Source organism: Acinetobacter gyllenbergii, assembly GCF_001682515.1.
In the GTDB taxonomy this organism is placed as follows: Bacteria; Pseudomonadota; Gammaproteobacteria; order Pseudomonadales; family Moraxellaceae; genus Acinetobacter; species Acinetobacter gyllenbergii.
Map to the genome: position 1 here is coordinate 174117 of NZ_KV575262.1, position 25127 is coordinate 199243.

The 25127-nt window shown below is 40.6% G+C and carries 21 protein-coding genes and 2 pseudogenes; 3 read left to right on the forward strand and 20 right to left on the reverse strand.

The window, feature by feature from the left end; all coding sequences use genetic code 11:
- Positions 1–26: 26 nt before the first annotated feature.
- From ahpF to NG55_RS21450, 15 genes and pseudogenes are all read right to left on the reverse strand, one after another.
- Positions 27–1611, reverse strand: a pseudogene (gene ahpF / locus NG55_RS06825) (alkyl hydroperoxide reductase subunit F).
- Between the two features lie 127 nt (positions 1612–1738).
- Positions 1739–2656, reverse strand: coding sequence for a hypothetical protein (locus NG55_RS06830; protein WP_065342807.1), 918 nt, complete (start codon positions 2654–2656; stop codon positions 1739–1741).
- A 28-nt stretch (positions 2657–2684) separates the two neighbouring features.
- Positions 2685–3809, reverse strand: coding sequence for a toxic anion resistance protein (locus NG55_RS06835; RefSeq protein WP_065343058.1), 1125 nt, complete (start codon positions 3807–3809; stop codon positions 2685–2687).
- A 12-nt stretch (positions 3810–3821) separates the two neighbouring features.
- Positions 3822–4598 (reverse strand): hypothetical protein, encoded by a 777-nt coding sequence (locus NG55_RS06840; RefSeq protein ID WP_016543156.1) that lies wholly within the window; start codon positions 4596–4598, stop codon positions 3822–3824.
- A gap of 172 nt (positions 4599–4770) precedes the next feature.
- Positions 4771–5763 (reverse strand): putative solute-binding protein, encoded by a 993-nt coding sequence (locus tag NG55_RS06845; protein WP_016543157.1) that lies wholly within the window; start codon positions 5761–5763, stop codon positions 4771–4773.
- A gap of 210 nt (positions 5764–5973) precedes the next feature.
- Positions 5974–6387, reverse strand: coding sequence for a PaaI family thioesterase (locus NG55_RS06850; protein ID WP_023269999.1), 414 nt, complete (start codon positions 6385–6387; stop codon positions 5974–5976).
- Positions 6388–6451: 64 nt separating this feature from the next.
- A complete protein-coding gene (locus NG55_RS06855) occupies positions 6452–7435 on the reverse strand; it encodes a fatty acid desaturase family protein (RefSeq protein WP_065342808.1) in 984 nt (327 codons plus the stop codon).
- A 112-nt stretch (positions 7436–7547) separates the two neighbouring features.
- Positions 7548–8345, reverse strand: a complete 798-nt coding sequence (locus tag NG55_RS06860; protein WP_065342809.1) for a PaaX family transcriptional regulator C-terminal domain-containing protein — start codon at positions 8343–8345, stop codon at positions 7548–7550.
- Between the two features lie 100 nt (positions 8346–8445).
- The gene (locus NG55_RS06865; RefSeq protein WP_016543161.1) at positions 8446–9246 is read right to left on the reverse strand and encodes an undecaprenyl-diphosphate phosphatase; all 801 of its coding nucleotides are present in this window, start codon (positions 9244–9246) and stop codon (positions 8446–8448) included.
- A 126-nt stretch (positions 9247–9372) separates the two neighbouring features.
- Positions 9373–11262 carry a M48 family metalloprotease gene (locus NG55_RS06870; protein WP_016543162.1) on the reverse strand — a complete coding sequence of 630 codons (1890 nt, stop codon included), beginning with the start codon at positions 11260–11262 and terminating at the stop codon, positions 9373–9375.
- A 100-nt stretch (positions 11263–11362) separates the two neighbouring features.
- On the reverse strand, positions 11363–12901 hold the full coding sequence (gene purF, locus NG55_RS06875; protein ID WP_023270002.1) for an amidophosphoribosyltransferase: 1539 nt from the start codon (positions 12899–12901) through the stop codon (positions 11363–11365).
- A gap of 24 nt (positions 12902–12925) precedes the next feature.
- Entirely contained in the window at positions 12926–13519 is a 594-nt protein-coding gene (locus tag NG55_RS06880) for a CvpA family protein (RefSeq protein WP_016543164.1), read from the reverse strand.
- Position 13520: 1 nt separating this feature from the next.
- Complete coding sequence (locus tag NG55_RS06885) at positions 13521–14528, reverse strand: quinone-dependent dihydroorotate dehydrogenase (RefSeq protein WP_016543165.1); 1008 nt, start codon at positions 14526–14528, stop codon at positions 13521–13523.
- A 253-nt stretch (positions 14529–14781) separates the two neighbouring features.
- The gene (locus tag NG55_RS06890; RefSeq protein WP_228704163.1) at positions 14782–17985 is read right to left on the reverse strand and encodes a hypothetical protein; all 3204 of its coding nucleotides are present in this window, start codon (positions 17983–17985) and stop codon (positions 14782–14784) included.
- 246 nt (positions 17986–18231) lie between these two features.
- Positions 18232–18318, reverse strand: a pseudogene (locus tag NG55_RS21450) (ESPR-type extended signal peptide-containing protein); the annotation flags it as partial.
- Between the two features lie 229 nt (positions 18319–18547).
- On the opposite strand from NG55_RS21450, the gene NG55_RS20540 reads away from it, so the two are divergent.
- The 3 genes from NG55_RS20540 (at position 18548) to NG55_RS06900 (ending at position 20985) form a co-directional block, all read left to right on the forward strand.
- On the forward strand, positions 18548–18898 hold the full coding sequence (locus NG55_RS20540; protein ID WP_081401620.1) for a LuxR C-terminal-related transcriptional regulator: 351 nt from the start codon (positions 18548–18550) through the stop codon (positions 18896–18898).
- A 54-nt stretch (positions 18899–18952) separates the two neighbouring features.
- Positions 18953–19552: a phage tail protein gene (locus NG55_RS06895; RefSeq protein WP_016541151.1), complete on the forward strand. Its 600-nt coding sequence runs from the start codon at positions 18953–18955 to the stop codon at positions 19550–19552.
- Positions 19553–20283: 731 nt separating this feature from the next.
- Entirely contained in the window at positions 20284–20985 is a 702-nt protein-coding gene (locus tag NG55_RS06900; protein ID WP_065342811.1) for a response regulator transcription factor, read from the forward strand.
- Positions 20986–21174: 189 nt separating this feature from the next.
- Here NG55_RS06900 and gspM read toward each other — a convergent pair whose 3' ends face one another.
- Genes gspM through NG55_RS06925 form a run of 5 tightly spaced genes read right to left on the reverse strand, consistent with a single transcriptional unit; the run spans position 21175 to position 25046 of the window.
- Positions 21175–21654 (reverse strand): type II secretion system protein GspM, encoded by a 480-nt coding sequence (gene gspM, locus NG55_RS06905; protein WP_065342812.1) that lies wholly within the window; start codon positions 21652–21654, stop codon positions 21175–21177.
- Positions 21654–22793, reverse strand: a complete 1140-nt coding sequence (gspL, locus tag NG55_RS06910; RefSeq protein ID WP_065342813.1) for a type II secretion system protein GspL — start codon at positions 22791–22793, stop codon at positions 21654–21656. The genes gspM and gspL overlap by 1 nt, the downstream gene beginning before the upstream one ends.
- A 39-nt stretch (positions 22794–22832) precedes the next feature.
- Entirely contained in the window at positions 22833–23288 is a 456-nt protein-coding gene (gene sixA / locus NG55_RS06915) for a phosphohistidine phosphatase SixA (RefSeq protein ID WP_065342814.1), read from the reverse strand.
- A 57-nt stretch (positions 23289–23345) separates the two neighbouring features.
- Positions 23346–24419 carry an NAD(P)H-dependent glycerol-3-phosphate dehydrogenase gene (locus NG55_RS06920; RefSeq protein ID WP_065342815.1) on the reverse strand — a complete coding sequence of 358 codons (1074 nt, stop codon included), beginning with the start codon at positions 24417–24419 and terminating at the stop codon, positions 23346–23348.
- Positions 24420–24467: 48 nt separating this feature from the next.
- Positions 24468–25046 carry a nitroreductase family protein gene (locus NG55_RS06925; protein ID WP_016541145.1) on the reverse strand — a complete coding sequence of 193 codons (579 nt, stop codon included), beginning with the start codon at positions 25044–25046 and terminating at the stop codon, positions 24468–24470.
- Between the last annotated feature and the right edge of the window lie 81 nt (positions 25047–25127).

Consider the following 25127-nt stretch of genomic DNA (forward strand, 5'->3'; position numbering starts at 1 on the left):
TGTGGGGCTTTTTTAGATCAAATCATTTATACGCCAGAACGGATCATATAATCAAAAGCAGATAGTGATGCTTTCGCGCCTTCACCTGTGGCAATGATGATTTGCTTATATGGCACTGTAGTACAGTCACCTGCGGCAAAGACACCTTTGACATTGGTTTTGACATTGGTTTCTGGTTTCGTTGCGATCATTAATCACGATCTCACCACGATTACTCAGTTCAACCGCACTGTTCTTCAAGAAATCTGTGTTTGGTAATAAACCAATCTGTACAAAGATCCCTGCAAGCTCGACTGTGTGTTCAACATCTGTGGCGCGGTCTTTGTATTTTAAGGCCGTTACTTGAGCACCATCACCCACCACTTCGGTACTGAGAGCATTCAAGATCACAGTGGTATTTGGCAAGCTGTTTAACTTGTCTTGCAATACTTGGTCAGCACGAAGTTTGGTATCAAACTCAACCAAAGTTACATGCTCAACAATGCCTGCAAGGTCAATCGCTGCTTCTACACCCGAGTTACCACCACCAATCACGGCAACACGTTTGCCTTTGAATAATGGACCATCACAGTGTGGGCAGTAGGCTACACCACGAGTACGGTATTCTGCTTCACCTGGTACGTTCATTTCTCTCCAACGCGCACCTGTAGACAGGATAATGGTTTTCGATTCAAGTTTGGCACCATTCTCCAGTTCAACCTCAACCAGACCATTGGCTGTTTGATCTGCACCAGTGATCTTGCTGACACGTTGCAGGTTCATAATGTCCACACCGTACTCACGCACATGTGCTTCCATGTCTTGAGCAAACTGTGGGCCTAGGGTTTTTTGAACGGTCGTGAAGTTCTCAATGTCCATGGTGTCCATGACCTGACCGCCAAAGCGTTCAGCGACGATCCCAGTTTTAATCCCTTTACGTGCTGCATAGATTGCAGCAGTACCACCTGCAGGACCACCGCCAATCACCAATACATCAAATGCATCTTTGGCATTGATTGCGGCGGCATCTTTCTCAGCTGAATTGCTATCCAACTTGGCAACGATTTCTTCCAAAGTCATACGACCTTGACCAATATGCTGGTTGTCTTGAAACACCATTGGTACTGCCAAGATTTTGCGTTCTTCAACTTCGTCTTGGAAGAAGGCACCATCAATCATGGTTGCTGTGGTATTTGGATTGTTGATCGCAATTAAGTTTAAAGCTTGTACGACATCTGGACAGTTGTGGCAGCTTAAAGATACAAACACATCAAAATTTGCGCTTAAGTTGAGACCTTTGATCTGAGTGAGTACTTCATCAGACACTTTAGGCGCATAACCAGACACTTGTAATAATGCCAAGATCAAAGAAGTAAATTCATGTCCCATCGGTAAGCCAGCAAAGAACACCCGTGGCTGTTCACCTGCTTTGGCCACACCGAAACTAGGACGGCGAGCGTTTGAACCGTCAAAACGCGCCGTAACTTGGTCAGAAAGTTCAGCAATTTCAGTCACGAGTTCTTTGATTTTTGCAGCTTTGTCTGATTCATCTAAAGCAGCAACCAACTCGATTGGACTTTCTAAACGTTCTAAGTAAGCTTTTAATTGAGTTTTAATATTTTGATCTAACATGTATTTCTCCAAAGACTAAGGCTTTTAAATCAGCTAAATTCATTCAATGAGGCTATAGTACGCAAAAGTAATAAATAGGTAAAACAGTATGTTTTTATGGATTTGATCGGATAAATCGAATATAGATTTATGAGACATCAAGCTTTTGGGTAATTCGAACACGCCGATTTTTCAAATTTTTGGCAAGTACATATAAAATTGTACTTAAAGCAATTGCCAATATTGTTATCCCCCACAAGATCACATTTATGATCTGAGACACACGCTCTGCTTGCTGCGCACGTTGATCTAGAGGTTGGGTGACTGAGGTGATACTTTTGCCATACAACTGCTGCTGCATGACCCATAATTGCTCAGGCTTAAAATCGTAGCTTTTAAATTGGGTTGGATTCGTTTTTTCAGCACTAATCAATTGATTTACATAAATATTAGCAGTCTTCCGATCAACAGGTTGGTGCAATAATGCGACTTGTGCCAAGACATAGGCCTTTTCAGTTGCCGCAATATCTGCTTGCTGTAAATCTTGTGCAATTCGGCTTTCAACAATATTGCTTTGATAACTCATCCATTGTTGATAAGCCTGCTCAGTTTCATCTTTCCAATCATATTGGATATAGCTGAGACTTGACCAAAGCAAAATAAATGCAATGATCCAAGCCAAAATCCGTTGTGACCATGCCTGGAAACGCTGTTGAAAAAACTTAAATTTCCTCACCCAACTGACCAATAAAAAAGCACCAATGAATGCAACAAAAATTTTTAGCAACAACCAACCGAACCATGACAACAAACTAAAGAAGTAATCTGCAGGTTGCTTAAATGGAATAAGCTCTTGAATATGATAAGGCAGATCTAAAACCTGAACATGTGTGGAAAGATCAAAGAAACGATAGATAAATTCTTTTTGCAAAAATAACGATGCAACCGTCACAACGACTAAGCTACTGGCGAGAACAAACCAGATCATCAAATGACGCTGACGCTTTTTTAAAAGCGCTAAACGCTGGTCAATCGGTTGTACGCTAAAATCTTCTATGGGTGACAATGATCTTTCCTTTAACGACTAAAACATATCAAGATTGAGGTGGTTGGCTATTCTCAAGCACCAAATGATTCAAACTCTCTTGCAAAGCACGCAAACGCGTGGTCGCTTCAGCCCGCTTTTGCATTCCTTCTTTTTGGATTTGAATCACATCATTTACGGTTTTAATGAGGGTGTTTTGTACATGTTCAAGTGTTTCCACATCAATCACTGAACGTTGATTTGCTTTTGCCGTATCCACAGAGTTCTGATGCAACAACTCAGCGTTACGACGCAATAATTCATTGGTGGTGTCATCAATCGCTTTTGCCAACTGCACGCTGTTCTTTTGCTCTTGTAATGAAATCGCTAGACTAATCTGATTTTTCCATGCGGGTAGCGTAATGTTCTTAATGGCATAAAACTTATCCACCAACATTAAATTATTCGACTGAATAATCCGAATCATCGGCAAGGTCTGCATCGCAGATTGTTGCAGAACCTGCAAATCACTGACTCTTTTTTCAAGGTTATTGGCCAAGTGATTCAGATCATAGATCTGTTGAGTACTTTGCTGATCTTGCTCCTGTGTCGTGAGCGTCGAAATCTGTTGTTGAATATCTTGCTGTTTTAATTGCCCCGCAGCGATATAAACACCCAGTTGTTTATATTCATCTTGTACCGCATCGAACATTTTATCTAGCGTTCCAACACGTGCCTTTAAACCCGACTGTGAACTTTCAATCTCTTTAACCAATACATCAATCTGTTCTTTGGTGGTATTAAAGTGCTGATCAAAATTTTGCTTGGCACCCTTAAACTTACTCAGTAAACCACCGAAAAAACCTGAACTTTTAGACTTATTTAAAATACTTGACGTATTTAACTGCTGTGCAACCTGAACCACCTCATTCAACTTTTGACCTGTGGCATCTAAGTCCTTATTTTGAACTAAACTCAATAATTCATCGGTATAAGTCGATGTCTTATTAGCAATATTTTTGCCGTACTCTGCAACAACAGTCGTGCTAATATCGGCCAGTTCTTTATGTGCATCCATCACTTCAGCAAAATCTTGAGGTTGAAGGCCTAAGTCTTTTAAGTTCAACTGCTCAAAACGCTGCTCTGGCTTAATTTCAAGCTCATGAGATGCTTTGCTAAGTTCTGAATCTGACATCATATTTCCCTCTTATTTCTGTAATGATTTTTTCAAATTTTGAATGAGATCCTCTCGACTTTTATCGAGTTGATCCAATGTAGCTGTCGAGTTAGATTCTCGACTTTGCTTTAAATAATATTGCCATGCTGGAATTAAGACCTGTTGTGCTTCTTTAAAACGATCCAGAAGACTGAAAGACAAATACTGTGACAATTGCATCTGTTTCATCGCAATATCATTACTGCTTTGTAATGTCTGTAAGGTATTGATTTTTTTAGATAGTCGCTCGACAAAATGATCGAGTACTTGCTGTTTGGTAAATTGAGGATACTCTATTAAAAACTCATCAGCAGCCTGAATATAGGCAGCCATCTGTTCCCTTAAACCCAATGCCTGCTGCAAACGAGACTGTGATTTTTGAATTTCGATCTGCAAGCGTTGGCTTAAATGATTGGCCTCATGAATTAAACGGTCAAGATCTTTGACATACTTCACCTGCCCCGCATCGTACTCAATATCGATCCCGAGCCATTTTTGTAGTGCATTAAAACGTCGTGTGCCCAAATGTTTTTTTGATAAAGACAGCTGCTGAATAATCTGAGTAATCACTTCACTCAACTGTTGATTCAGCTTAGGATCAACCCCATTCAATAAGACACTTTGGGCTTGTACTAAATGATCCGCATAATGATTGAGGCGATGCGGGTCATTGAGTAAAGGTAATAAGTCATTACGCTTAATCGCTAAAATATGTTCTTGATTTGACTCAATTTGCGATAAAGGTGTTAAGTCGTGCGGTAGCGTCATATTCGTTGGAAATCGTAAGAACAAATAAATTTGAACATTTTTAGTTGTAGCATGTTCTTAGGCTTTCGCATACTTAAATATTGTTATGATTTTTAACAATTTCTGCTGATTTATCAATAAAAAACCCTCTCAATTACAATCAATAAAGAGGGTTCATGAATCAAATCATGCGTTACTCATCATTGAGGGCACATTCAAAGTTGTTTGGATTTTGTTTGCAGCGAACTTTTTTCAAGAAGTTCATCATTTTTGGATCATAAATTCCTGCCTTAGTGAGTGAGATACGTGCTTCACGCATCATCTTCATATAGTTAACTTGTTCTTCAGGTGGGATAACCATCCAGTATTTGGTTGGAATTTCTTTTTCGTATTTTGAAATAATATTAAAAGTACGACCGAGTTGCCCCGCCACCCATTCACGAGATTTCTGCCCAAACCCTTCGGGAAATTTATCTTTTCGAATAATGAAATTTGCCGAGATTTGCGTCAGTGGAAACTTTACGATTCCACCTTTATCTCCCAACCCCTTATACAGTTCAAATGGTTTGTAGGCGACGATTGGTGCAGGCACAATATCAATCTGATGATTATTAAACTTTGCACCAGCATTGGTCACATCGACTGAAACCGCTTGCGCGCCAATTTGAGCAACCAGTTTAGGTTGTGCTTCGTCATAGGCAAACACCCCTACCTTCTTACCTGCGGCTTTCGCCAGTGTATTGATATTTCGATCTGCAACAAATAGATAAGCTGGGCCAATGGTTCCCAGACCCGCAATTTCATAAGGGCCATTGATCATACTTTTTGCCGCTTGGGGTTTAGAGAGCAATTGATAAGCAAGAATTGCCGTTTTCAAATCAGTTAAAGCGCCGACTGCATCAAGTGAACCAACATATTTATTGAACTGTCGTCCACGCAAACCACTAATAATTGCGCCATCACATTGTCCAACTTTCAAATCTTCTGCGGCGACACGTTCATCAACATAGGCTCTTAAATCAATATCCGCACCCCATTTTTTAGCTTCGAGCGCATAATCCTTTGCCAATGCAAATGCATCACCAGATTTACCGACTGGATCAAATACACAAACCGTTTGCTTCGCCTGTGTTGTAGCCGCGAACCCGAATAATGCCAAAGCAATTAAACCATTTTTAATCATCATCTCGTTCTTCCCAGATAAGATTTGTTTTATCTCTTTATCTCAACTTATTTGTTGACACGATCCTATGACGAGATTTCAATTTTTAATGTATTTGCAGTCAATCAATCTTTAAAATCATTTCATTTAAGAATTTGCTTTCGAATAAATTTCACCGCCATATGGCTAAAACCAGATGCAAGTGAAATGAATACTTTAGTTTTTATCATGTTTCTATTGAGGTGGTCGTGCATAAGTCCCGATCACATGTGCAACAGGTTCCTCATCATCTAGCGAATATAACCAGACTTCCCCTGTAACAAGAGTTTTACCCACTTTAATTAACTTACAAACCGCCCGTATATCCCGATTGCCATTGGGTTTACGAAAGAAGTTAATGGTCATATTGGTCGTGACCGCCATCGCGACCAAACCTAAATGCCCCAAGATGGCAATATAGAGCACATAATCTGCGATCAACATAAGCGTTGGACCAGAAACAGTTTGCCCTGGACGTAGATCCCCTGCATCAACACGATAAAGTAGCTGTGCACCTTTGGGCGTAATCTCTTCAATTACACTTTTCTTAAGCGCCTGTGGAAATTCTTGCGCCAAGAATCCCATGATTTCCTCTTTCGTAGCCGCCATGCATCACTCCAATTGTTTATGTTATAGCTCTTCAGATTGACAACTGAAATCCAAAATCCATTGCTTAATCCGCTTTATCTGATAATTCATTCAATACTTGCCAATAGCTTGGTGGAGCAGCTACATGCCCACGTTCACGTAACATCTGATGCATCCGTGGCAATTTAAAATACGGTACAGCTGCCATTAAATGATGTTCTTTATGATAGTTCACATTAATCGGTGCGACCAAAGCTCGCGCTAGATAGCCTGCCTTTGTGGTACGGGTATTGGTTAAAGCGCTATGACTAGTCTCCATTCCAGCATGCTCCGCCATTGAACGAACACGTAGGAACAATGGAAACGGGGTTAAATAAGCCAATACCCATAACCCATAGAGTTTAGGATGACCTGCCGCCCACAATGCTGAAAATAAAGCCGCATTGGTTACAATTGCACCGCCACTATTCTTTAAGAATGCTTTGGGATAATCGGTCCAATGTCGCCCTTCTTGAGGAATCCAACGACGATCATTCGAGACCGTCCATTCCATCTTCTCAATATCCATCAACACTCGGCCAACCGCAAACTTAAATCCAGTTACACCCGACAAATCCCGCATAAATTTGCGCATGAGTGATTTTTTAGTCGTCGGGAAACCAGCTACAAGCGATAAATCTGGATCGTCGACCGTAGAAGTTTTACTATGATGGCGCATGTGATGTGCACGATATTTATGTAAATCATTCCAAATCGGACGCGCACACAACCAATCCGTCAACGTATCATTCAACCATTTGGTTTTAAATAAACTCTGATGTGAGGCATCATGCATAATAATTGCCAATGCCAATTGTCGACCAGCCAAAATCACCAAAGCTGCAATACACATAAGCAATTTACCCCAAGCAGGTAAATATTCCCAAGCGCTTGCAACCGCAGCAAATGTGCCGCCAATGACGGCCCATGTCGAAAACACGGCCCAACTGCCATGAACATCGGACTTCGCTGTTAATTCAGTAATCTCTTCGCGAGAGAATAAATCACTAATCGCCACACGTGTATTCATATCCCTATCCTGTATTTGTTTTATTTTAAAACTACACAATTTATATTTTTATTCTAAATTAAGTAATATTTCTGTCAATCTATTAAAATTAAATTTAATGTAATATTTGTAATCACTCGATTTGACCCTCATAAAATTTTCGCCAAGAGTTCAAACCTGTTTGATCCAGCTGTTGCACACTTTGCGCAAATTGTTCACGAAGCTGCACATCGACAAAACCTTCTGGCAACAATGGATCGTTCATCAATAACGAAATCGTTTGACGCCCCAATAACAATGACTCCCTAGCCGCATCTTCCAAACTCAATTGATGTGCTGTCGATAACCATGTTTGGATCATTTGACTATATTTCTGATAATTCTGATTTAAGGTTTGCCTTGACCAAAGTTCAGGAATTGCAGCTAGGGTTTTGGCATCAAAATGACTAATTTGACAAAGCTTTGCACTGTTTTCTAAACCAGAGCTTTTTAATTCAACGACAAGCTGATCAAAACCAATGACTAAGTTATCTGGACGAAGATAAATACCTTGTTCTAGCTCTTTAAAACCGAAATGCTTGAGTGCTCTTTCTCGACGATGCAAGGCTGTACGATCAACACGCCCCAATTCACCAGTAAAAACGGCTAAATATTGCTGATTCCACTTCTTGGTCTGTTGAATACCATGTTTACGATTGAGCATGACATTGGCCCACTCATGTGATTGAACGGTAAACTGGTATACACCACGCTCAATTGCTTCAATCACACCCTCACTCGAGAGTCGCGTCACAGCAACCCGAATACTGTTTTCACTAATTTCAAAAAGTTGCGCCGCAAGAATAATTTGCTTAATGGAAATCGCTCGTCCCTGAAGACCTAGCAATAAATCAATAATTAAGTCTCGAGCATTCATTTTCGCTATTGTCATTGTGCTATCGAACCAGATTTGGGATGTAGAAATGAAGAAGAAAAATTTTAGCGGAGAATCTCCCTTTCTGCAGTTGCAAAAAGGGAGATTTTTTTATTTTTTATAGGAATACAAACAATAAGATAATACCAAGCACGATACGGTACCAAGCAAACACACGTAAAGTATGGCGTTCAACAAACTTTACCAGCGCACTCACCACCAACAGCGCTGAAATAAAGGCTGCCACAAAACCAACACCAATATTCAACATATTGTCTTGCGTCAATACATCGGCATTACGTGCTAAGTCAAAGACTGCTGCCCCCAACATGGTTGGCATGGCCAAGAAAAAGGAAAACTCGGTTGCTGCCTTACGAGACAAGCCTGCAAACATCCCCCCCACAATGGTTGCACCTGAACGTGAAGTCCCTGGAATCATCGCGACACATTGCGCACACCCCACCAAAAATGCTTGCTTGTAAGTGATTTTGGTGGCATCTGTGGTTTTATGATCAAAGTTTTTGGACTCAACCCAGAAAATGATTAAACCACCAATAATCAAAGCAAATGCCACTACAAGCGGGCTAAACAAGACACTCTTAATGAAATCGACCGCAAAAATACCAATCACAACAGCTGGAATAAAAGCGAGTAAGACACTAAAGGCAAAATGCCGCGCTTCTGCATCTCCACTAAAGAAACCTTTGACCAAGTCAAAAATCTTTTGACGATATAACCAGCACACAGCCAAAATTGCACCAAGCTGAATAACAACTTCAAATACACGACCATCATCAGAATGAAAGTCAATCATATGACCAAATAAAATCAAATGACCTGTGCTTGAAATGGGTAAGAATTCGGTAAGACCCTCAATAAAACCTAAAAATAAGGCTTTTAAAATTTCAATATGTTCCATAACTTACTCAAAAAGTAGGTAATACAAGTATAAAATAAATGGCAAGCTTACCCTGAAATGTAAGCTCTTTATGTGATTGTCACGTAACGGTTGAATAAACAGATTCCAATTCATCAAAGTAATGCATTAAATAATCATCAAACTATTTTTCTTTTGCATTTGTTCAACCACTTCATGGGTATCAAAACCCAAACGCCAATACAAAAGCTCCAACACGTCTAATTCATCTTGGGTAATGATTCGATCATTCCAGAGACATCTTTCTGCAATCGACAGAATATTGAGGCGGTCACGTAACAATAAACCAGAAACATCATTTAGAATTTCAGCCAAATCAAGTGGCTCGTCTGAAATGTCGGCATAGGTTTGCATTTCATCTGCTGTTAGAAGCATTTGCAAAATGCGTTCGCGAACCTCGAGCTGATTTGGGCTATTGATCTGTTGAACATGTAACAGCGCATCAATCAAATGCACAATTTGGGATTTCACATCTTCAAATGCAGCAGGCAAATGTGCAGGCATTAAATTCAACTCTTGCTTCACCCGTTCCAATAATAGGGCATCAAGCAACCCCACCTCGCCATCTTCTTGAATAATACAAGCCAGCTTAGTTAAAAACTGACGTGCAATACTGGTTGGCATATGTCCAATATTTTTACAGGCATCATGGAAAATCTGCACATGAATACGACCATCTAGATTTAACAATGCATCAACAATCGCATGACTCACAGGCGCTTCTTGTGGAATAAATTCACGATATTGGCGGATCATCAAAATCGCAACCATCACCTCACGTGAACCCGTAGCAGTCTGCATCGCTCGCTGAATTAATTCAGGACGCTTTTTATTTTTACGTACTTCTGGATTGAGGGGTTTGATTGCATCATTTAAAGCAAAACTAATCGGAGATAATCGCAACAAAGGTAATGGCTGTGGTGAACTCCACGGCATTGTAATATCCGCACTTTCTTCTTCTAATGAGCGGAATAAACTAAATAAGGGACGATTGCGAAGCTTTCTTAAATTTTCTAATTGTAAATCCTGTAATAAAGTTGGATTCAACTCATAAATCCGCTCTTTGATACTCGGATGAATGTTCATCCAGCTTTGCGGACTCAGTGAGTTAGCAAAGCACATATGTGAGATCGACTCAGAATAAGCACTATGAATTTGTGAGCCTGAGTGATGAACATAAATCCGTAATAAGGTTTGAATATTGGCATTATTATTCATCAAACGCATAGTTTTAAGATCATTACGGAAGGTACGACCACTCAAAGTGAGATATTTGATACAACGGGTAATGAGAATACCCAAGCTCCCAATCAGCCAAATTACTCCACCAATCGCCACAAAAATCGTCTCAAACTTATTTCGATACGAGGTCGCGTATGGATTATAGCCCGCCTGAGCAAGCTTACTCCCCCATTGGCTAAAGGTAGTTAAGCCGCTATATAAAATTTTCAGCTTGGTATTTTCAACCGCTTCACCGGATAGAATCTGGTTAAATTCATAACTGAGCAAACCATATAGCTCAAGCTCATCCAGATTTTGTAATGCTCCCCACGTCAAAATAATTACAATATCCTGCGATCTAAATCCTGCTGTTAAGGCATTTACCCCAACTTCATCAGGCAATACATAGACTGCGGGCGTATCGATATCAAAGCTTTTTGCAACCTGCTCAACCACTTTTAATGCGGTACTTTCTTCTGGGGTACTTTCATCAAAGACCAAACGACGTGCTTTGAGCTGTTTTGCTAAAGAGTGACCACCTTCACGCAGCACATAAAGTTCCGCACCAACAGACCACACTAAAACAAAAATGAGTAGGACTATAAAATATGGGCTGAGAACATGCCACCAAATCGGTTGTGAATAATCAAAGAAATGAACAACCAATCCCAAAATTAAATTGAGAATAAAGACGGTAAGTAACATTGCCAGAAGACAGAAACTGACTGACCATGCAATATTTTTATTTTCAATTAGATAATGGCTCATTTCTTTCAATGTAAGTTTTCCTGATTACATTGTTTCAGTTAGGGTTGTCGTACTGCCTATCATAAAATAAAAAAGCGGGGAATTCCCGCTTTTCTATAGATTAAGATGATTACTCTTCTTTAATCCCAGTGAGATCAACTGAGGCTGCATCAATGTTCACATCAATATAGCCATCTGATTTCTTTTTCGCAGAATCACTTCGCTTTTGCTCAAGTGCATCGAGATATTCTTTGTCGATGCCACCGGCAACATAGACACCATCAAATACAGAACAATCAAATTCAGTAAGATCAGGCACCTTGCTGGTACGAACTGCATTTTTTAAATCTTCCAAATCTTGGAAAATTAAACGATCTGCACCAATATTTTCACGAATTTCTTCGACTGTACGCCCTGATGCAATCAATTCTGCCTTGGCTGGCATATCAATACCATAGACGTTTGGATATTTCACCATCGGCGCAGCAGAAGCAAAGAATACCTTCTTCGCACCTGAATCACGGGCCATTTGAATGATTTCATTACAAGTAGTACCACGAACAATCGAGTCATCGACCAACAGTACATTCTTGTCTTTAAACTCAAGCTCAACAGGGTTTAGCTTTTGACGTACTGATTTTTTACGTTGTTGCTGACCAGGCATAATAAAGGTACGTCCGATGTAACGGTTTTTCATAAAACCTTCACGGAATTTCACCCCTAGAATGTTCGCCAATTCTAAAGCAGAAGTACGACTGGTATCAGGAATTGGAATCACCACATCAATATCATGTTGCTCACCCCATTCTTTTAGAATTTTGTGCGCCAATTTCTCACCCATTTTTAAACGGGCTTTGTATACTGAAATGCCATCAATGGTTGCATCTGGACGTGCAAAGTACACATATTCAAAAATACATGGACGATATTCAGGATTTGCAGCACATTGCTTTGTGAATAATTGACCATTGGCATCAATGAAAACTGCCTCACCTGGTGCGATATCACGTTCAACCTTAAAACCAAGCGCAGTAATTGCTACTGATTCAGAGGCAATAATATATTCAACACCCTGCTCGGTTTCACGCGAACCGTAAACCAAAGGACGAATCCCGTTTGGATCACGGAAACCAACCAGACCATGGCCTGTGATCATCGCGACGACACCATAAGCACCTTTGCAACGCTCGTGCACACGAGATACTGTGTGGAAAATATCTTCAGGTGTTGGGTTCAAAGTACCGATCTTCTGTAACTCATGTGCAAACACATTGAGTAACACTTCAGAATCAGAATCGGTGTTCATGTGACGTAAATCCGTTTTGAACAGGTCATCATGAATTTCAGCAGCATTGGTCAAATTACCATTGTGAGCAAGGGTAATACCATAGGGTGAGTTTACATAGAAGGGTTGCGCTTCAGCACTGCTTGATGAACCTGCAGTTGGGTAGCGAACATGCCCAATCCCATAGTTTCCAAGCAATGCACGCATATGACGAGTATGGAATACATCGCGTACCATACCGTTATCTTTGCGGAGGAATAAACGCCCTTGATGGCAGGTTACGATCCCTGCAGCATCTTGTCCTCGATGTTGCAGCATCGTTAAGGCATCAAATAACATTTGGTTCACTGGTGATTTACCGGCTATCCCAACAACTCCACACATAGCAACCTCGCGACAAGCTAGCGATTAATAAAAAGGATTTTTCGTCGAATGATCGGAACGCTCATTCACAGAAGCACGTTCCGATTCGTCCATTTCTTGCGAAGGGCGATGTAATAACGCACCTTCTGATGTCATTTGATTTAAAGCTTGATTTGCCGCATCTTTGGATAACTCTGTCGCCAAAGGTGCGTAAGGTAATAAAATTTGTACGAATTTAGACTGTTTCCAATGCGGTGAGCTCTCGACCCAAGGACCTAAACCCTGCATGGCGATCAGCACAATAAGAAGCCCTTTGAGGGAACCAAATGCACCACCTGCTAAACGATTTAATGGGCCCAATTTCAAACTTTTCAAGAGCCCATTCAGTAATGCAGACACAATCCATGTACACACCACAATGATCAGCACAATAAAGGCAAAGGCTGCAATTTTTTGCACCACAGGGTCTTGGCTGAGACTGCTCATTGCAGGTGCCAACACCACAGCGTATTTTGCCCCAATGATCAATGCGAATATCCATCCGATCAAGTTCGCAAAGGCTTTTATAAATCCTTGACGCAAACCGTTCAGCCCTCCAATGAGCAAGATGATCAGAATGATGATATCAAGTGTGTTCATTTCACACAGTCATCGCATCAACACAGTCTTTGACTAATGTTGGGCCAGTATAAATGAGGCCACTATACACTTGTACCAAGCTTGCACCAGCTTGCTGTTTTGCAACCGCCTGCTCACCCATTAAAATACCACCAACACCGATCAATGGAATTTGACCTGCCAATACTTCAGCAAATTGGCGTAAGCATTCAGTACTCTTTTCAAATACTGGCGCACCAGACAAGCCACCTGCCTCATTTCCATTTGGCAAGTTTTCCACACCATCACGACCTAAAGTGGTATTGGTCACAATCAAACCATCAATCTTGAATTGCAATAATTGTGCTGCAATAAAGTGAATATCTTCGGAGCTTAAATCAGGTGCAACTTTAAGCACCAATGGAACATAATGGTTATATTGATCTGCCAGTTCAAGCTGACGATCTTTTAAAGTTTGCAACAATTCAGTCAGCGCATCGCCGCTTTGCAAACTGCGAAGATTTTTAGTGTTTGGAGATGAAATATTAACCGTAATATAAGAAGCGTAATTATAAACTTTTTCTAGACAGATCAGATAGTCAGATACCGCATCTTCAACAGGTGTATCCGCATTTTTGCCAATATTGATGCCCAAAACACCTTTAAATTTCGACGCTTTTACATTTTCAATCAGTTTATCCACACCATCATTATTAAAACCCATACGGTTAATAATAGCCTTAGCTTGAGGAATACGGAATAAACGAGGTTGAGGATTGCCTGCCTGTGGGCGTGGTGTAATGGTTCCAATCTCGATAAAACCAAAACCGAGTGCCGCCAAAGCATCAATATGTGCACCATTTTTATCTAGACCAGCAGCAAGACCAACAGGATTTGGAAATTCAATTCCCATGCAAGTCACAGGTTTTGCAGCAACTTTCTGATGCATAAAGCCAAGTTTATGGGCTTTATCTAGCATAGAAAGTGTGAGTTCATGTGCACGCTCTGGCGCTAAAGTAAACAACAAAGGGCGAGCCAATGAATATAACATACCAATCACAGTCTACTAATTTTTCAAGTAGGCATATTATAGGCATAGGCGTATCAAAACGCCATGCCTGACATAGGGTTATTTTGTAGAGAGCTTGCTCTAATGCTTCACGTTTAAGCAATTTTATGAATTTATGATGACTATATGTCTACTTTATTCATTACTTTTGAAAGTCGAAATGCGTATACCCATTAACAAAAAGTAGGTGCATTTAAGACACCTACTTTTACCCAACCACTCAGTTAAAGCTCTATTATTTCCAAGAATAGGAAACACCTGCCCCAACGGCAGCGGTATTGCCATTATTAAAGCCACTTGAAAAAGCACCTTTGATTGCGACACCATTATCAAAATAATGACTCGCCCCCACTGCAATTGCAGACTGACTATCATAATACCCCATACCGACACCAACTGATGAGGCACCTTGATCTGCAGGCATTGGAATGTTGGTCATCGCACTAATACCTGCGATACCCTGTGCAGCAATCTCACGATTTCTTCTTAGGTCTTGACTGGTTTGATCGACACGCTTCGAAACATCTCTAAAATTATTTTCGAGATCAGTGACTTTAGTATCGGTATATGCTTTTGCATCGGATAATACTTTCGCATCTGCTGTTTTGTACTCTTGGCGCATCACAGCTTCACGTTCATTGCTATAGGTTTTAGCACTGCTCAAGGTGGCTTTATCCCCCTCATCTGCATGGTTTTTTGCATCATTAAGGACTTTGGCATCTGCTGTAATATAATCTTTACGCACAATGACTTCACGTTCATCTGTATAGGATTTTGCGCTATTTAATGTAGCTTTATCTCCGGCGTCAGCATGAGCTTTCGCTTCAGCTAAGGTCTTAACGTCCGCTTCTTTCATTTGTTTTAGATTTACAGCATCAGTATCTTCAGTTCCTGCTGCGACATGAATGATTTGGCGTTCCTTAGTCGCGGCTCCAACTGAAACAGTATTATCTCGAGATGAAGCTGAATCATTGCCTAAAACCACAGCATTTTTTGCTGAAGTATTGACGTTATTACCAACAACAAAACTATTATCTCCCGTAATGGTATTATCATTTCCAATCGCATAACTACCATCAGCCTGAACTACATTTGGATCACCAAAAGCGCCTGAGCGATTACCTTCGACTTTATTGCCTTTACCAATAACCGTATTTGCCTCCCCTTTGGCTGAAGCACCAGCCCCAATCACAGTGCTATCTGCACCATCAGCATTGGCACCATCACCAAGCGCAATTGCGCCATTGCCTGTTGCTTTCGCACCTGAGGTTGCACTATTTGCTTGAGCGTCAAGGAATGGGGTTTTTCCACCTTGCGATGCTAACCATTCTTGTTCTGTCCCTTTAAAGCCATTATCGACAGCGATGTCAAAAGTACTCTTACCAGTTGCACCAGTATCACCTTTTATACCCTGCGCTCCTTGAGCCCCTGTCGCTCCGATATCTCCTTTATCGCCCTTATCGCCTTTATCTCCTTGGACACCTTGTGCTCCTGTTGCACCAGTATCGCCTTTTACGCCCTGTGCGCCTTGAGCACCTGTCGCTCCGATATCTCCTTTATCGCCTTTATCTCCTTGGACACCTTGTGCTCCTGTCGCACCAGTATCACCTTTTACACCCTGTGCACCTTGAGCACCTGTCGCTCCGATATCTCCTTTATCACCCTTATCGCCTTTATCTCCTGTCGCACCAGTATCACCTTTTACACCCTGTGCACCTTGAGCACCTGTCGCTCCGATATCCCCTTTATCACCCTTATCTCCTTGAGCACCCTTCGCTCCTGTCGCACCAGTATCGCCTTTTACACCCTGTGCACCTTGAGCTCCGACATCTCCTTTGTCACCTTTATCACCTTGAACACCTTGTGCTCCTGTTGCACCAGTATCACCTTTTACACCCTGTGCGCCTTGAGCACCTGTCGCTCCGATATCTCCTTTATCACCCTTATCGCCTTTGTCTCCTGTCGCACCAGTATCACCTTTTACACCCTGCGCCCCTGTAGCACCAGTATCGCCTTTTACACCCTGTGCGCCTTGAGCACCTGTCGCTCCGATATCTCCTTTATCGCCCTTATCGCCTTTATCTCCTTGGACACCTTGTGCTCCTGTCGCACCAGTATCACCTTTTACACCCTGTGCGCCTTGAGCACCTGTCGCTCCGATATCTCCTTTATCACCCTTATCGCCTTTGTCTCCTTGGACACCTTGCGCCCCTGTAGCACCAGTATCACCTTTTACACCCTGTGCACCTTGAGCCCCTGTCGCTCCGATATCTCCTTTATCACCCTTATCGCCTTGAACACCTTGTGCTCCCGTCGCACCAGTATCACCTTTTACACCCTGTGCACCTTGAGCCCCTGTCGCTCCGATATCCCCTTTATCACCCTTATCGCCTTTGTCTCCTTGGACACCTTGCGCCCCTGTAGCACCAGTATCACCTTTTACACCCTGCGCACCTGTCGCTCCGATATCTCCTTTATCCCCCTTATCGCCTTTATCTCCTTGGACACCTTGTGCTCCTGTCGCACCAGTATCACCTTTTACACCCTGTGCACCTTGAGCACCTGTCGCACCGATATCTCCTTTATCGCCCTTATCGCCTTTATCTCCTTGGACACCTTGCGCCCCTGTAGCACCAGTATCGCCTTTTACACCCTGTGCACCTTGAACTCCGACATCCCCTTTGTCACCTTTATCACCTTTATCACCTTGTGCTCCTGTTGCACCAGTATCACCTTTTACACCCTGCGCCCCTGTAGCACCAGTATCGCCTTTTACACCCTGTACACCTTGAGCTCCGACATCTCCTTTGTCACCTTTGTCTCCTTGGACACCTTGTGCTCCTGTAGCACCAGTATCACCTTTTACACCCTGTGCACCTTGAGCTCCGACATCTCCTTTATCACCCTTGTCACCTTTATCTCCCTTATCGCCTTTAAGTGAGGTTAGCCATTGGCTTTGGGTACCGACATATCCACCAGCGACTGCTAATTCATAAGCACTTTTACCATCTGCACCAGCCCCAGTCGGTATTGCATCAATCTGACTTTGTAAACTAGTCAACTTCGTATTGACTGCAGTAAAAGCACTCCCAATATTGCTATAATTAGACCCTTGAATCGTATATGTTGGTCCTGAAAAAACGCCATTATTAAAACCAGCGCCTCCTCCAAAAACACTTGCTAGCGAATTTAATTGCCCGAAGTTAACCGCATCATTTGCAGACGTTCCATTTGTTAAATTTGTAATTTTATTATTATTAAAAGAAATCGTTCCGTTACCCGCCGATCCACTTAAAGAACCTTTAGAAGTAATACCTCCTGCTCCAACTTTTAGCGTATCGGCATTGACTGTGACATCAAAATCATCATTTACTATTTTGTCGTCAGAAATTGGTGAATTGTTATAACAATTGATGGCTCCCCAATATTGCTGACTCACAATAGAATTTCCGTGCGTTGTAGCAGCAATCCCTGGATTAGTATTTGCACCTTTTGCGCCACATGTGATCACTTGTTCCGCAAAAACCTGCTGAGTTATTAACGTTGATATGCAAACCCCTAGAGCAATAACAATTGGTTTTAAGCGCAATGTTTCTTGAGGTTTATCATTTTTGAAAGTTTGAGAATCTTTTCTTACATGACCTATTCGACTTGTTTTATGTTCACTGGTTGCATTTTCAGAAACAACAACCACACACCCTAGAGATCTACTCCAAATTTTTTTAAAGATAGTATTCATATTATTCCCTTCATTTTGTGAATATAACCACATAAATTAGAGAACATTTTTCGCACAAATGAATCATTGAAATTTGGTAGAAAAATTAAAAAAACTTCAAAAAAATCGTCTAAATAACAAATTTCAATGATGTCAAAACATCTTAATTTATCTTTAATAACTCAACGCTACGGAGCAACTTTTTTTAACAACGATAGATAAAAAGGATTCAAAATGGAAACTATAAGTCAATTAAGCAAACGCGAATGCCAGATTTTTTTAAATGTTGGTACATGGCTATCGTATTAAAGAAATAGCGAAAAAAATTCATATCAGTGAACGAACCGTTACCACGCATCAAGAAAATATTTATCAAAAGCTTAATATCCACCATCGCGCCAGTTTAATTCAGTTTTCCCCCTACTATTCTGAATTTCTAACTACCCTCTCACCAAGAGAACACACTATTGCTCAGCTCTTAGCTCAAGATCTTTGTAGTACAGACATTTCACTACGATTAAATCTAAGCATAGAAACGATCTACAGCTACAGAAAATCAATCAACCGAAAATATAAGTGCATTCAAATAAAATACGATGTTTTGGGGATATTCACCCTAGAAGAATGCCATTAAATTAAAACTACAAAAACATCAACAACATGTCTTAAAAACTAAAAGGGGAAAAATATGAGCGCCGACCCATATCTTGGTGAAATTATACTCGTTCCATACAACTTCGTCCCAAGAGGATGGGCTGCATGTAATGGACAACTATTACCAATTGCTCAAAATCAAGCGCTATTTAGCTTATTAGGTACGACTTATGGGGGGAATGGGGTGAGCAATTTCGCCCTACCAAACCTAGGTGGTCGTTTCGCACTTGGAGTAAATAGTAATTTTCAAATTGGCCAAACAGCTGGTAGTCAAACCACGACTCTAACCCTCAATAATTTGCCTGCACATAATCACCTTATTGCAGCTCAAAATATTAATTCGACAGTATCCTTAACACCACAAGCAAGCGGACTCGGTGGAAGCAGCAGTGATCCAAGCAATGCTGTTTGGGCAAATGCCAATGATTCAAGTACAGGGAGTGTATATGACACTTTTACTCAAAGTACAAACTCATTGGTGAATATGAAGACAGTCGCTGGAACAGCTCAAGTCTCCCTACCACAACAAACCACATCATTCACAGGGGCTAACCAACCTGTTGATATTACCAATCCTTATTTGGCTTTGTACTACATCATCAGTTTAGAAGGTATCTACCCTTCTCGCCAATAAAACAATTTAAACACATCGATTTCAATCTTAATGCGATCTCATCTGGTCGCATTAGGATTTGTTGTGGACACCAGAAACCACAAAAAATGGGGCGAATTTTGGAAAAACCATCTAAGTATGAGCGATCACTTTTATAAATATTAAAGGAAGTAAAAATCTTGAGCGGATGTCAATGTGCCCTACAAGTAGTACCAGACTATACAAAAGTTGGCTTTAATGGTGAAGGTAGCGATAAATAACAATGATCTGCTATTAAATCAACGAATACGATTGAGTCAGTACAAAACCAACTGCGTAGTACAAATGTAGCGGCATTAGGCCCCAGCGCATGTATCCATACTTCTTATCGCCATGGAGATGTATGCTTTGACTTTCCTATCTTTGGAAATGTTTGTGTAAGTATCGCTATTACTTAGTACTCCCGTAAGTGCCAGTTAATGTGTCTGTGGTGATGCTTGTACCACATGGGGCGTTCCAACTGGTCTCAAAATTATGCTCTATGTAAATGATCAGCCGCTTTAGAGTGCAACAGTCGCTAAAATTTGCTAATAAGCATATGACGGTCATATTCAAAACAGGCTTAATATTAATTAGGCCTGATTCTAAAATTATAGAGATATTTTTTAAAAACTATTTAAATAATCTAAACACTTAAAATTATTTAACAATAATGATAGAAAATAAATATTTCACGCTTATAATCATAATTATTTTTAAAAAATGAAAATATTATGATCTCACAAGCAAGGGCAATAGAAAACTCCTTAGAGACACACGCTTCCAGTTTTATACCGTCTGCACCGGTATTAATTGCTGAAGACGATAAAATAATTAAAGAACGATTAAAAAACATATTAACAGAGCTTAATTATAAAAATAATGATTTGATTTTTTCAGAAAGCCTCCATCACTCCTTATTAATTGCACAAAATCAAAATATCTCTTTTGCATTAGTCAATTTAAGTTTATCCGATGGAGATGGAACGAAATTAATAAAAAAATTAAGACAAAAGAACACCACTATTCCAATTTTAGTTATCTCAGCATTGAACACGAAAGAGGCCGTTTTAAAGGCAATACAAGCTGGTGCAACAGGTTACCTGCTTAAAGAGCGTGATGATTTCGAAGTGCTAATGTCGATTAAACAAATTTTAAAAGGGGGACTACCAATCGATCCCTTTTTAATTCAAATGATTTTATCAACAGAAATTAAACCCTCACCTACAAGATCAAATATGACGGAAACTCTTTCTGCTAGAGAGTTAGAAATTTTAGAACTTGTAACACAAGGCTTAAATAATCAAGATATTGCAAACTCACTTAGATTATCACGTTACACCATTGAATCTCACTTGCGTAATATTTATGGAAAACTTTCTGTAGACAGTCGCTCAAAAGCAATTAATATTGCTTATTCACTAGGTTTGTTTTAACGAAAAACAATTAAGAAAAATAAAAATAAAAAAATAATTAAAAACAAAACAATTCAATTAATAATTCAACAATTAAAATAAAAAAGGGCGTCAATTTGATAAAATCAATCGCCCCAACTCAAACATTAATATCAGACATCTAAAATGATCAACTAAAAATTTAGCGCATAGCCAAAACACAGATAAATACTATTGTACTGTTGCCGTTAATTTAATCTGATTATTATTAGACACCATATCCATTTTTTGAATACTGATGCCTGCTTGTGACAGTTGCATCAAAAAGTTAGCCAATACCGCATAGTTTTGATGTTCAGCCACCAGCTGGATTTGTTCTCCATTTTGTTGCGAAGACACAGCCAAACCTTGTTGTTGTGCAGTACGTTGAATTTTATCCGCTACAGTTAAACCTGAATCGCCAGCAGGTTTCATGGTCGCCGCATTACTCTGCATCCACACGGTAATATCTTTTAAATCGTTTAAACGCTTCTGTTGCTTATCTGCCAAGGCATGCATTTGCCACAAAGAAAAGCCAATGACAGCAACAATCACAAAAATTGTGGTAAAAATTACCATTACCCGTTCTCGAACAGATAAACTTTGTAGATATTCATTTAATGCTTCAACTTTCTGATCGAAGCTGTTTTGTAATCGAGTTAATGCTTTCATTATTTTACTTTCACCACCCCGATTGCCCCAACACTATCCGCCTGCACATTACCGAGCTCGGCTTGGAAACCCTGTTGGTTTAATTGTTGCGTTAATCCTTGTAAATCGTCTGCAGATTTTGCTTTAAGTGACATTGCTAAAGTCGAGGCATCATAACTCACTTGTTGCGCAACAATTTGTTTTTGCATCAAGATTGGACCGACACGGCTTAATAATGAAAGTGCTTGTGTATCACCTAACTGACTCATCCGCAGTTGCGCTTCAAACGAGCTTTTCAGGTTTTGCTCAGTCACTCGTATATTTTCACCGAACCAAGCTTTATATTGCTCAATCGCTTGATTTGCAGTTTGATCAGCCACTTTTTTCAGCTTTGACCAACGTAGAGCGTCATACCCTAGTTGTACGATAATCACGGCCAATAATATGGCTGCAGCAGCCTTCCAATAACCTGACCATTGCGTTTCTGCATTTTTTGCTTTGGGTAAAACATTAAAAGGATGCTGTTTCGGTCTTAATAACGGCGCGAATTGATAACTGAACTCAGTACGCTGATCTTTGCTCGATGCCGTCGCCAAACTTTCTAACTGCCCTACATTTAAATTCGCAAATTTAAACTGTGTTTCTGCAGTTTGAAACTCAAGATATAAGGCGAGGTCATCCACCGAGTTTCCTGACCAGACATTTTCTCTCACCAATAAATGATCATAGAGATTGAGCAGTACTACTTGATCCTGCTCTGGCTCAGGTGCAATCAAAAAGTCAGGTAAGAATGCTGTTATCTGGATCGGCAAAAGACTGAGTGCATGTTGCCATGTTTCAATCGAATATTGTGCGACACCCAAGATGTTAAGCTGATCATTTTGAAAATGATGAACCACTTTCATTTGATCAATTGGCAAGGTCACAAACTCTTCCAAGAGGTATTTAACACCTTCCTGTCCCAATTGTTTGTAATGCACTTTGGTCATAGGTTGTTGTAATAATTGTGCATTTCGGCTTGGAAAATAAACCACAGCCTCTTTTCCATGATGCTCTTGCAAGTCCTGAATCAACTGTTCAAGACTTTGTGCCTGCAACCAATTTTCCCCTGCCGACCAATACCATGTTCCATTGGTTTCGGGCATCCATATATACAGCATCGGTGTTCAGTACCCTTATCCTATTGAGGATAGATAAAATTATAATGTTGGTGTAAAACGATTCTTTTGCGTCGATAAGCCATTCGCAATCACCGCTTGATCATAAATACGCGCTTCGGCCAATGCAAATGGATTAAAATTTTCATGAGTCAATTGTTCTGCAATATGCGCCACAACATTCATATGACAAACCACTGCAATTGACTCATAGGGTAATTTTGACAACCATTCGATTGCATCTTTGGCATCATCATCGGGTTTAATCTTATCGCAAATTAGCACAGGAATACCGTGAAAATGTGCTTTGATGTGAGCCAAAGTTTCCTGAGCACGTAATAGAGGACTCACCACAAAGATTTCAGGTTGAATCACATCCTTTAAGAAGTGTCCTGTTTGCTCAGCTTGTTGATGTCCACGCACTGTTAATGGACGCTGCATATCATTTCCATTAATAGCTGGAGATGCTTCACCGTGACGAACTAAAGTTAACTGCATAAAACGACCTTATTTTTTATTCCTATATCATAACCAAGATTGATGACAGTTTTTTGATTAGACTTCTTGATGCGGTAAAACAAATTCCACATCACTGCGATGCCCATTTTTCATCAAAGACAATGCAATGGTCATTGGCGGTGCACCTTCAAAAATCACATCATACAATGCATTGGTAATCGGCATATACACATCCAGTTCTTCGGCTTTGGTTCGCACCTGAACAATGGTATTAATCCCTTCTGCCGTCTGACCAAGCTCTTTGGTCGCTTGATCTAGGGTTTTCCCAGAGCCTAACGCAAAACCAATTTGGTAATTACGGCTTAATGGGCTGTTACAGGTGGCAAATAAATCACCGACACCAGACAGACCGAGGAAAGTCAAAGGATTAGCCCCCTGCTTCACCGCAAAACGGCTCATTTCTGCCAAAGCACGGGTCAAAATCATGCTCTTGGTATTTTCACCAATCTTATACGCACCACCCATACCCATGGCAACTGCATAAATATTTTTTAATGCACCACCCAATTCAACACCATGTACATCATCACTACCAAATACGCGGAATAATGCACTGTGTAGCGCATGTTGAACGGCATAACGGACTAACTCCGACTCACTGGCAATCACCGTCCCAGATGGCATGCCTGCCATGATTTCTTTGGCAAGGTTTGGACCTGATAGTACCCCATAAGGTACTTCTGGCAATTCAGTGCGAATGATATCGCTCATAAAACTAAAGGTTTTTGCTTCAATCCCTTTAGTCAATGAAACGACTGCTTGTGAGCTAATAAACGGTGCAATTTGTTTTAATACATCACGAAATGAATGACTTGGAATCGCAACCAGAATAATATCACGATCACGCACAGCAAGCTCTAAATCGGCAACCGCACGTAACCCCTGTTCCAATGAATAATCAGGTAAATAACGTTTATTGATATGCGTTTGATTAATTTCTTCGGCAACAGCAGCATCACGAATCCAAATCATGGTATCGCAGCCATTTCTGGTCGCTAAATTTGCCATGGCCGTACCAAAACTACCACCACCTAAGACGGTAATTCTTAATGCTGTTTTCTGATCTACGGCAACTGGCTCGACCAAATCGCTAAAATTTAACTCTGACATTTTTTATCCTGAAACGAATTTCTTTCTTTAATAAATCGCTGAAAAAGCTTAGCTCGCTTGCCATTCTTTTACAAAATCTTGGCTACTTATTTCTGCTCTTGGTGCAATCGCTTTAGCTGCCGTACCAATATAAATAATCCCTGAAATTAAATCCTGTTGTTTCAAACCTAACTGCTGTTTTAGCCAATTCGATTCAACCACAGCACCAGAACGCCACATTGTTGCAAAACCTTGTGCTTGTAAAGACAGCAAGAAGTTTTGAATTGCCGCACCCGTACTTAAGATCTGTTCAAAATGCGGAACCTTAGGATGATCTTGAATCGTTGTTAAAGCTAAAACCAATAATGGTGCACGGAAAGGATGCTGTTTAACTCGATCAAGCTGCGCTGGATCAACTTCACCCAAGTCAGCCAAAGCTTTAGCTAAATGCTCACCAAAAGCCGCACGCTGTTCAGGTGTAATAATCACGAAACGGGTTGGTTTCAAACGATGATGATCAGGCGCAGTCAGTGCTGCCTGCACTGCTTTTTCGAGTTGTTCTGTATTTGGCGCTGGCTCAATAAGTTGTCCAATAGATTGACGTTGATGAATATTTTGATGAATTGTCTCTATATTTGAGTCCGTCATTGAAATGAATCTAACTAACACAAGGATGGCGCTAGATTAGCATAATCTGAATGATTTCCACTATGCTTTCTTCGTGCTTGT

What these genes read in the sequence shown, in the direction of transcription:
- NG55_RS06860 (WP_065342809.1), bottom strand. Translation starts at nt 8,345, where the DNA reads ATGACAATAGCGAAAATGAATGCTCGAGACTTAATTATTGATTTATTG.
- NG55_RS06920 (WP_065342815.1), bottom strand. Translation starts at nt 24,419, where the DNA reads ATGTCAGAGTTAAATTTTAGCGATTTGGTCGAGCCAGTTGCCGTAGAT.
- purF (WP_023270002.1), bottom strand. Translation starts at nt 12,901, where the DNA reads ATGTGTGGAGTTGTTGGGATAGCCGGTAAATCACCAGTGAACCAAATG.
- NG55_RS06840 (WP_016543156.1), bottom strand. Translation starts at nt 4,598, where the DNA reads ATGACGCTACCGCACGACTTAACACCTTTATCGCAAATTGAGTCAAAT.
- NG55_RS06895 (WP_016541151.1), top strand. Translation starts at nt 18,953, where the DNA reads ATGAGCGCCGACCCATATCTTGGTGAAATTATACTCGTTCCATACAAC.
- NG55_RS20540 (WP_081401620.1), top strand. Translation starts at nt 18,548, where the DNA reads ATGTTGGTACATGGCTATCGTATTAAAGAAATAGCGAAAAAAATTCAT.
- NG55_RS06850 (WP_023269999.1), bottom strand. Translation starts at nt 6,387, where the DNA reads ATGGCGGCTACGAAAGAGGAAATCATGGGATTCTTGGCGCAAGAATTT.
- NG55_RS06845 (WP_016543157.1), bottom strand. Translation starts at nt 5,763, where the DNA reads ATGATGATTAAAAATGGTTTAATTGCTTTGGCATTATTCGGGTTCGCG.
- NG55_RS06835 (WP_065343058.1), bottom strand. Translation starts at nt 3,809, where the DNA reads ATGTCAGATTCAGAACTTAGCAAAGCATCTCATGAGCTTGAAATTAAG.
- NG55_RS06900 (WP_065342811.1), top strand. Translation starts at nt 20,284, where the DNA reads ATGATCTCACAAGCAAGGGCAATAGAAAACTCCTTAGAGACACACGCT.
- NG55_RS06865 (WP_016543161.1), bottom strand. Translation starts at nt 9,246, where the DNA reads ATGGAACATATTGAAATTTTAAAAGCCTTATTTTTAGGTTTTATTGAG.
- gspL (WP_065342813.1), bottom strand. Translation starts at nt 22,793, where the DNA reads ATGCTGTATATATGGATGCCCGAAACCAATGGAACATGGTATTGGTCG.
- NG55_RS06885 (WP_016543165.1), bottom strand. Translation starts at nt 14,528, where the DNA reads ATGTTATATTCATTGGCTCGCCCTTTGTTGTTTACTTTAGCGCCAGAG.
- gspM (WP_065342812.1), bottom strand. Translation starts at nt 21,654, where the DNA reads ATGAAAGCATTAACTCGATTACAAAACAGCTTCGATCAGAAAGTTGAA.
- NG55_RS06880 (WP_016543164.1), bottom strand. Translation starts at nt 13,519, where the DNA reads ATGAACACACTTGATATCATCATTCTGATCATCTTGCTCATTGGAGGG.
- NG55_RS06855 (WP_065342808.1), bottom strand. Translation starts at nt 7,435, where the DNA reads ATGAATACACGTGTGGCGATTAGTGATTTATTCTCTCGCGAAGAGATT.
- sixA (WP_065342814.1), bottom strand. Translation starts at nt 23,288, where the DNA reads ATGCAGTTAACTTTAGTTCGTCACGGTGAAGCATCTCCAGCTATTAAT.
- NG55_RS06925 (WP_016541145.1), bottom strand. Translation starts at nt 25,046, where the DNA reads ATGACGGACTCAAATATAGAGACAATTCATCAAAATATTCATCAACGT.